Origin of the sequence: Gemmobacter sp. (assembly GCF_046292685.1) — a bacterium.
GTDB lineage: Bacteria > Pseudomonadota > Alphaproteobacteria > Rhodobacterales > Rhodobacteraceae > Wagnerdoeblera.
The window spans coordinates 20,977-27,735 of record NZ_JBKBQM010000040.1 but is presented as its reverse complement, the minus strand read 5'-3'; the positions used below and the strand labels follow the sequence as shown (position 1 = coordinate 27,735).

Below are 6,759 nucleotides of genomic sequence, written 5' to 3'. Positions count from 1 at the left end.
GGCCTGGGTCAGGTCGCCCTGCACGATCAGGCCGGAGCGGTTCTCCATCAGCGCATGGCCGATGAAGCAGAGCATGGCACCAGTGCCCGGCGACTTCTTGTAGAGGCGCGCCTCCGGGTCGGTCGTCGAGGCATGGGTGGCGTTGGAACGCTTCTCGCCCCGGAAGTCGACTTCCGCATTGCGGCTCTGGCGGGTTGGACGGGACATCGGGTCGGTATCGGTCGTCTGGGGTTGATCCTCGGTGGTGGTCTCGGGTCCGGGCGGGTTGCCCGGATCGTCGTCGGGAGGCGTATCATCAGCCTTCGGCTGGAAGCTCTTCATCGAAGCCCAGGCCTTGACCAGCGTGCCATCGACCGAGAAGTGCTCGTCCGACAACAGCGGCGCGACCTCGCGATGCGCCAGGATCGCCGCCATGACCTTGCGCGACATGTCGGTGGTCAGCAGCCGGTCCCGGTTCTTGGTGAAGACCGTCGGCACCCAGACGGGATCGTCGATGCCGAGGCCCACGAACCAGCGGAACATCAGGTTATACTGCATCTGCTCCATCAACTGCCGCTCCGAGCGGACCGAAAACAGGATCTGGATCAGGCTCGCCCGGATCAACCGCTCCGGCGCGATCGAGGGCCGGCCAAAATCGGTGTAGAGCGCCTCGAACTCGGCATCGAGACTGGCCAGCGCCTCGTTGACCACCTGCCGGATCTTGCGCAGCGGATGCCGGGCGGGGATGCGCTCTTCAAGATCGACATAGCTGAACAGCGACCCGCTCGCCTCGTCCGTCCCGCGCATCATCACCCCCACCGTTGTCGTGCAAAGGGTGAATCATGTTCCTAACTCCGGGTCGAGGGCTGACTTCTTCAGCAGCCTGTTAGGGCGTTTGGGCAGTTGAGAATGCCGGCCGACCGCCCTATGTGTGGCAGGCCCGCACAACCAGAGGTCCGCGATGTTCCCCAGCCACGACCGCACCGTCCGTGACGCCCATGCCGAAAGCGCGGGCAATGGCCTTGGCGGTTTGCCCGAATGGGATCTGCGCGACCTTTACGCCAGCCCCGAAGCCCCCGAGGTCGCGCGCGATCTCGACTGGCTGGATGCCGAAGCGGCAGGCTTTGCGGCCGATTATCAGGGCAAGCTTGCCACGCTGGATGCCGCAGGCCTTTTGGCTTGCGTGCGCCGCTACGAGGCGATCGACGTGGTGGCCGGCCGGCTGATGTCGTTTGCGGGCCTGCGCTATTACCAGAACACGATGGACAGCGCGCGGGCCAAGTTCATGGCCGACTGTCAGGACCGCATCACCACGGCGACAACGCCGCTGGTGTTCTTCAGTCTGGAGTTCAACCGGCTGGAGGACGACCACCTTTCGCACCTGCTGGCCGCCGATGCCGAGCTTGCGCGCTACAAGCCGGTGTTCGAACGCATGCGCGCCATGCGCCCGCACCAGCTGTCGGACGAGCTGGAAACCTTTCTGCATGACACATCGGTTGTCGGTGCCAGCGCCTGGAACAAGCTGTTCGACGAAACGATGGCGGGCCTGACCTTCGACGTTCCGGGCGAGGACGAGCCGCTGAACCTCGAATCCACCCTGAACCTGCTGACCGATACCGACCGCGCGCGCCGCGAGGCGGCGGCACGGGCTCTGGCCGTGGTGTTTGACCGCAACGTCAAGCTGTTTGCCCGCATCCACAACACGCTGGCCAAGGAAAAGGAAATCGTCGACCGCTGGCGCAAGATGCCCACGCCCCAGCATGGGCGCCACCTGTCGAACCATGTGGAGCCCGAGGTGGTGCAGGCGCTGCGCGATGCGGTGGTGGCGGCCTACCCCAAGCTGTCGCATCGCTACTACCGGCTGAAGGCGCGCTGGATGGGCCTCGACAAACTGCAGGTCTGGGACCGCAACGCCCCGCTTCCGACGGAAACCCCGCGTCTGGTGAACTGGGACGAGGCGACGCGGACCGTGCTGGACGCCTATGCCGCCTTCGACCCGCGCATGGCCGAACTTGCCGACCCGTTCTTCCGCCGCGGCTGGATCGATGCCGGGGTCAAGCCGGGCAAGGCACCGGGGGCGTTCGCGCACCCGACGGTGACCACGGTGCACCCTTACGTCATGCTCAACTATCTGGGCAAGCCGCGCGACGTGATGACGCTGGCGCACGAACTGGGCCACGGCGTGCATCAGGTGCTGGCGGCAGGGCAGGGCGAGTTGCTGTCGGCAACACCCCTGACGCTGGCCGAAACCGCCTCGGTCTTTGGCGAGATGCTGACCTTCCGCAGGCTGCTCGACAACGCGCGCACACCGGCCGAACGCAAGACCCTGCTGGCGGGCAAGGTCGAGGACATGATCAACACCGTTGTCCGCCAGATCGCGTTCTACGACTTCGAATGCAAGCTGCACGCCGCCCGGGCGGATGGCGAGCTGACCCCCGACGACATCAACGCGCTGTGGATGAGCGTGCAGGCGCAGTCGCTTGGCGATGCCTTCGAGTTCATGGACGGCTACGAAACCTTCTGGGCCTATATCCCGCATTTCGTGCATTCGCCCTTCTACGTCTACGCCTATGCCTTCGGCGATGGTCTGGTGAACGCGCTTTATGCCGCCTACGCCGGCGGTTTGCCGGGGTTCGAGGACAAGTATTTCGAAATGCTGAAAGCCGGCGGGTCCAAGCACCACAAGGATCTGCTGGCCCCCTTTGGCCTCGATCTTTCCGACCCGGCCTTCTGGGACAAGGGGCTGAACATGATTGCGGGCTTCATCGACGAACTGGAGGCGATGGAGGCCTGAGCGGCGCAAGGGGCCGGCGCGTCGCCCCTCGGGGGGCCTGCACCCCGGCGCGGTATTCGGGCACAGACAAAGGGCCTCAGCGCCCGAGCATCGCCACAGCGCCAAGGTGAATCAGCAGGGCGCCCGACAGCGCAAGGCCCATGGGAAACTTGGCATGGGTCCAACTGGCCCAGTCGGGGGTGGCCGCGCGAAAGGCCGGAACGGCCCGCATCAGACGGTGCGCCGCAAAGGCGGCCAGCAGGCTGGCCGCGAAGATGCCGATGAACAGCCGGGCATCGCCAAGCGCCACAAAGGGCGCCATCGCGGCGGCGAACTTGGCATCGCCGGCGCCCATCGCGCCCGCAATGGTCAGCACGAAGCCGATGGCCAGCACGACCGCGAGATGCATCCAGCGCCAGCCGTATTCCGGCAGCGGCACGGCCAGCAGGCCGATGGTCGCAAAGACCCCGGCCAGCGCCAGCACGGCCTTGTTCGGGATCTTCATGAACTTCATGTCGGACCAGGCCACCCAGATCGCCACCGGGGCGACGAAGGGCAGGAACCACAGCGCCTCGCGCGCAGCGGCGGCCAGCATCAGCCGCGCTTCACGTTGGCATCGAGCGCCCGCAGCGACCGCACTGCCGCTTCGAAATGCTGCGGGTGGGTGTCGATTGCATCCTGCAGCAGGCCGCGCCCGACGTTGACATCGCCTTGCTTGATCGCGGTCAGCGCCAGCGTATGCAGCAGCTCGGCCCGTTCGACCTGGGTCATTTCCACCACCGGCAGGTCGTAGCGCCGCTGGGCGCCGCGGGCCATGACCAGGTTGTTCTTGGCGGTGAACAGCTTGGGGTCGTAGCTGATCGCCTCGATGAACAGTTTCTCGGCCCCGGCGAAGTCGCCCCGGCTGAGCTTGGAATACCCCCAGTTGTTCAGCACACCCGCCGGGCGGTTGGTCAGGCCGGAGGCGATCTCATAGAAACTGTCGGCCTTTTTCCACTGCTTGTTCGCATCGGCGACCATCGCTTCCAGCCGATAGCGCTGAAAGGTTTCGTGCGTTGGCGGAACCGATGCCAGCACCTCTTGCGCCTTGGCCCAGTCGTTCGACCGGATCAGGGCATCGGCCATGTCCACCTTGTCGTCGGGCGTGGAGTCGGGGCGCGCGATCACGCCTTGCCAGACCTTCGCGGCATCGGTTGGGCGGCCGGCGCGCACCAGGGCCTTGGCCAGGTTCCGTTGCAGGTCGATCCGCTCCGGGTTTTCGGCGGCCGTGCGCTGGAAATAGCTGACCGACTCTGCAGGGTCGGCCACGGTCAGCATGATGTCGCTGAGGTTGCTTTCGTCGATGACGTTCACATTCTTCAGCGTGCGCGACACTTCGGCGTCGGTGGCACGCTGGCAGGCGGTCAGCGCCATGCCGCCAAGGCATAGCGCAGCAATCATGGTGTGGCGCATTTTGCGTCCTTTACTGCTCGTCGTGTCAGTTCGTCAGCAGCAGGTATTCCCCCTGTCCGCGGCGAACCAACGAAAAGTCTGCCTCTTGCTTGCTATCAATAACACGGTTTTCGGTTCGCGCGATAGCCAGTCGCAGGTTTTCGCGGATGGAGTCCGTTTTGCCACTGTCGAGCGCGAAGGCCCGCTGGAACACGCGCCGTGCCTCGCCGGTCTCGCCCTTTTCCATCAGCACGACGCCAAGGTTGTTCAGGGCCGGCACGAAATCGGGGTCGATTTCCAGCGCGCGGCGCAGCATCTGGTCGGCCTGGCCCAGGCGGCCCAGTTTCAGGTTGGCCGAGCCTATGGCCGAAAGGACATCGGCATTGATGCCCTGTTCGGCCGCCGCGCGGTAATAGGCCTTGAGCGCGAGTTCATGTTCGCCCGCTTCCAGCAGACGATGCCCTACGGTCAAGCCATCGACCGCCTGTCCGCGACGATCAGTGCCGGGCGCGACCCCCTCGGGTGCGCCAAGGCCGCCCGTGTTGCCACAGGCGGCCAGCAGGACCGTCAGCAGGGCGGCAACAGGCCACCCGCATCGTTCACGTCGCACTCAGAACACTCCTCCGCCGCCCAGCGTGGTGGCGATGCCATACAGCGAAGGCCCGATCAGGATGATCAGCAGCGGCGGCACCGTGAACAGCATTGTGCCCAAGGTCAGCTTGGTCGGCAAGACGTTGGCCTTTTCTTCGGCGCGCATCACGCGTTTGTCGCGCATTTCCCCGGCATAGACGCGCAACGCCTCGGCGATCGAGGTGCCGAAGGTGGCCGACTGCACCATCGTGGTCACGAAGGACGCGATGTCCGGGATGCCCGAGCGTTCGCCGAAATCCTTCAGAACCTGCGTCCGTTCCTTGCCGGCCTTGATCTCTTGCGCGACGATTTCGTATTCCTCGCCAAGCGCGGGGTAGCCAAGCTTGATCTCCTTGGACACCCGGATGATCGACTGGTCCAGCGACTGGCCGGCCTCGACGCAGACCAGCATCATGTCGAGGCTGTCGGGAAAGCCGTTGATCATTTCCTCGCGCCGGGTCTGGATGCGGCGTTCCACCCAGTAGCTGGGCAGGAAATAGCCGACGACGCCGGGAACAAGCGTGGTCATCAGCAGCGACGTTGAGTCGGGCTTGGCATCGCCCTTGGTGGCCAGCGTATAGATCACGCCGGCCGCCAGCAACGACAGGCCCAGCACGAACTGGGCGGCGTGAAAGCTGCGGACTGCATTCTTCGACCGATAGCCGGCGCGCAGCATCTTCAGCTTGGCCGCGCTCAGCTCCTCGGCCTTGGCGGGCTCCAGGAAATGGGCGTATTTTTCCAGCTTGTCGGCATAGTCGCTGGTGCGCAGCGCCTTGGTCGGGTCGGCCTTGGCCGCGCCCTTGCGGGACTGGGCGCGCAGCTTGTCCAGCGGATCGCTCCGTTTGTTCAGCATCGAGGGCAAGGCAAGCGCCACCAGCGCGAGGCCTAGACCCGCCACCAGGATGACCGGGCCCGCAGGGCCCAGGTAGGATTGGATCAACGCATTGATCTGGTTGAGAATGTCCATGAGGTCAAACCTTGATGTTGACCATGATCTTCATGTAGATCACGTTGATGACAAGGAAGGTGGCCACGACCAGAGCCGTCGGAATGAAGTAGGCGGTTTCCTTGACGTCGTCGTAGTAGTCGGGCTTGAGCACCTGGATCAGCACCATCGCAACGATGGGAAAGCCCGACAGGAACATCCCCGACCATTTCGCTTCGGCCGTAATCGCCTTGACCCTGCGGAACAGCTTGAAACGCGAGCGGATCACCTTGGCCAGACCGTCCAGCACCTCGGCCAGGTTGCCGCCCGACTGCTGCTGGATGCTGACGGCCACGGCCAGAAAGCGCAGGTCCTGCATGTCCATCCGTTCCGCAAGGGCCTTCAGGCTTTCGGAAATGTCGCGGCCATAGGCAGCCTCGTCCGAGATGACGCCAAACTCGGTGCCCAAGGGGTCGGGCACCTCCTTGGCCACGATGCCGATGGCGGACGAGAACGGATGGCCCACGCGCAACGACCGAACCATCAGTTCCACCGCGTCGGGCAATTGTTCTTCCAGCAGGTCGAGGCGCTTCTTGGCCTTCTTGTTGACCCAGACATAAACGCCGCCAAAGCCGATCACCACCGACACCAGCGCGCGCACGGCCGGCTCGGCCTCGGTGCCCACGGTCAGGCCCAGATAGGCCAGCAACGACATGCCCACCATGATGCCCACCAGAGCCTGCGGCGAAAAGGCGATGTTGGCCTTTTGAGCCTTGGCCGCCAGCACCGAATAAAGCGGGATGCCCCGCGACTTCATGTGCTGGCTCATTTCCTTGCGGAGCTGTTCCAGAACCTGTTCGCGGTTGCCGCCCTTTTCCAGCAACGCGAGGCGGCGGTTCACCTTGCGATCCAGGCTGATCGATTTGCCGAACACCGTCAGGTAGATGCCTTCCACCAGCAGGAAAACGCCAAGGGCCACCAGGCCGTAGATCAGCGGTGCGGTCGAGAATTCCATGATGCG

7 protein-coding genes are annotated in these 6,759 nt (G+C 64.5%); 1 reads left to right on the top strand and 6 read right to left on the bottom strand.

Going from position 1 to position 6,759, the window contains the following annotated elements; all coding sequences use genetic code 11:
- On the bottom strand, positions 1–786 hold a 786-nt coding region (locus ACK4S2_RS11660), incomplete at its 3' end, for an IS5 family transposase (RefSeq protein WP_409624316.1).
- A gap of 154 nt (positions 787–940) precedes the next feature.
- Here ACK4S2_RS11660 and ACK4S2_RS11655 point away from each other — a divergent pair.
- Entirely contained in the window at positions 941–2,773 is a 1,833-nt protein-coding gene (locus ACK4S2_RS11655; protein ID WP_409624313.1) for a M3 family oligoendopeptidase, read from the top strand.
- Between the two features lie 76 nt (positions 2,774–2,849).
- On the opposite strand, the gene ACK4S2_RS11650 is transcribed toward ACK4S2_RS11655, so the two are convergent.
- From ACK4S2_RS11650 to ACK4S2_RS11630, 5 genes are read right to left on the bottom strand one after another with little or no spacing between them, the layout of a single operon-like run.
- Positions 2,850–3,347 carry a prepilin peptidase gene (locus tag ACK4S2_RS11650; RefSeq protein ID WP_409624310.1) on the bottom strand — a complete coding sequence of 166 codons (498 nt, stop codon included), beginning with the start codon at positions 3,345–3,347 and terminating at the stop codon, positions 2,850–2,852.
- Complete coding sequence (locus ACK4S2_RS11645; protein ID WP_409624307.1) at positions 3,347–4,204, bottom strand: tetratricopeptide repeat protein; 858 nt, start codon at positions 4,202–4,204, stop codon at positions 3,347–3,349. The genes ACK4S2_RS11650 and ACK4S2_RS11645 overlap by 1 nt, the downstream gene beginning before the upstream one ends.
- Positions 4,205–4,229: 25 nt before the next feature.
- Positions 4,230–4,793, bottom strand: a complete 564-nt coding sequence (locus tag ACK4S2_RS11640; protein ID WP_409624304.1) for a tetratricopeptide repeat protein — start codon at positions 4,791–4,793, stop codon at positions 4,230–4,232.
- Entirely contained in the window at positions 4,794–5,780 is a 987-nt protein-coding gene (locus tag ACK4S2_RS11635) for a type II secretion system F family protein (protein WP_409624301.1), read from the bottom strand.
- A gap of 4 nt (positions 5,781–5,784) precedes the next feature.
- A complete protein-coding gene (locus ACK4S2_RS11630) occupies positions 5,785–6,753 on the bottom strand; it encodes a type II secretion system F family protein (protein ID WP_409624298.1) in 969 nt (322 codons plus the stop codon).
- Between the last annotated feature and the right edge of the window lie 6 nt (positions 6,754–6,759).